We start from the raw sequence: 1782 nt of genomic DNA on the forward strand, positions 1-1782 counted from the left end.
CAGGTAGAGCCTCAACGCTTCTACGCCCGGACGACGGCTGAACATAGCGGTAGCGAGGCAGGAGCGCACCTGCGGAAGCTGCTCCTGGATCGCCGTCACACGCGCCGTAGCCCATTCCGCCGCTTGTCGGGGACGCTCGCAACATCCGGATCTGCCGATGAGCGGAAAGTTACTCTTCGCCGCCGTCGTAGCCGTAGTCACGGCGGATGCGAGCGATGCCCTCGACTAGGCGCGCCACTTTCTCGGGCTCAACGCCACCCAAGACCTCGGCCACATGCTCGGAGGTCACTGGCGCTCGCCACCTCAATAGGGCGTTGATGTATTCGTCGTACTCGTCGTCCGGGGCGGCATAGTCCTTGATGTAGCCCCACGGGTCTACGTCAGCAAACAACTGCGTCATCGCCCATCGGTACTCCCCGAAGTCGCGCCGTAGCACCATGGGCACAGTCTCCCATCCCAACATCCGCTCATGCCGCAATCAGCTCGTTCGCATCTGCCGCGATCCGTGTGTCCGCTCATGCCGATGTGCGAGCACACCCTGCGGGCTGCACTGTCGACGTGCGATGCTCCTGTCGTGGAGACGGTGACGCTGTGGCGGCCAACTGGACCGAACGAACTGGCCCTGGTTGAGGAGTCCGGCTGGCGTGCGTGGCCACCGCGCCTACCTGACCAGCCGATCTTCTACCCAGTGCTCAACGAGGACTACGCAACCCGGATCGCGCGCGACTGGAACGTTAAGGCGAGTGGTGCTGGGTACGTGACCCGTTTCGAGGTCGAGAAGTCGTTCCTCGATTCCTACGACGTACATCAAGCGGGTGGCCAGACGATCTTGGAGTACTGGATTCCGGCGGAGGACCTTCAAGATCTCAATGCCCATATCGTGGGGCGCATCGAGGTCGTGGCTGAGTTTCGCTAGGCGGATTCGTGGGACCTTGCCGGACGTTCGGATCTGCCGATGTTCGAATGGAGCCACTTGACGAATGTGAGGCTTGCTCTATGCCCGAAGGAAGCGCGACAGCGCGAGACACATACACATTCCTGCTGACTCCAGGTGAAGACGAGCCGCTCCACGTTCGATTCGAGCCCGCCGGTCCTGACTACGACATCGGGCCCGGCGATCATCTGCGGATACGCATTCAGTCGCCTTCAGATGACCCGATCGAGGTGACGGCCGGGACGAACTGGGCCACCGTGTGGGGTGCCCCGACGGCCATCATTCGCGCGACAACGTCCACCGGCAAGGAACTGGACTTCCTCATGTAATGGCTGACGCGTGGTTCGCGCGTAGGGCTGGTAGGGGTGTATCCCGAGCATCCGGATCTGCCGCGACCGGCGCGCCCGCACATGCCGATGAGCGGTTAGTGAGTCGCAACCACGTCACGAAGTGCTTTCCGCAGTAGGGACAGGGCAGCAAGGTCCTCCTCAGCAGTAAGGGGTCCCAGATCGCGGCCCTCCAGAACGTCGGGCGATGTTCCCAGGGCGAGCCGGAGCAACACCCACGGCCAGCCGATGTTCGTCGTCCCAGAGCGCCGCTGCGCCCACTCCTGCAGTTGCGGGTGGACGTGGCCACCTTGGGCCAAGTCGAAGCCCTCGACCAAGAAGACGGCCCTTTCGTAGGTCTCGCGGCCTGTCCACATGCCCAGTCGTGGCATCACGTGCTCAAGCAGATAGGACCAATCGGGGTTCGGCGGTGGCGGGTATGTCACAGCCCGCAGCCTTTCAGATGAACGCCCGGATCTGCCGCGATCCGTGCACCCGGGAAGGCTGCGTCATACCGCCGCC

General features: G+C 63.2%; 2 protein-coding genes. One reads left to right on the forward strand and one right to left on the reverse strand.

Going from position 1 to position 1782, the window contains the following annotated elements; genetic code table 11:
* Nucleotides 1-169: 169 nt before the first annotated feature.
* The gene (locus C7S10_RS21885; RefSeq protein WP_133176594.1) at nt 170-439 is read right to left on the reverse strand and encodes a hypothetical protein; all 270 of its coding nucleotides are present in this window, start codon (nt 437-439) and stop codon (nt 170-172) included.
* A 135-nt stretch (nt 440-574) separates the two neighbouring features.
* On the opposite strand from C7S10_RS21885, the gene C7S10_RS21890 reads away from it, so the two are divergent.
* On the forward strand, nt 575-916 hold the full coding sequence (locus C7S10_RS21890) for a hypothetical protein (RefSeq protein ID WP_108347068.1): 342 nt from the start codon (nt 575-577) through the stop codon (nt 914-916).
* Nucleotides 917-1782: the final 866 nt, after the last annotated feature.

Origin of the sequence: Nocardioides currus (genome assembly GCF_003057875.1) — a bacterium.
GTDB classification, from domain to species: Bacteria; Actinomycetota; Actinomycetes; order Propionibacteriales; family Nocardioidaceae; genus Nocardioides; species Nocardioides currus.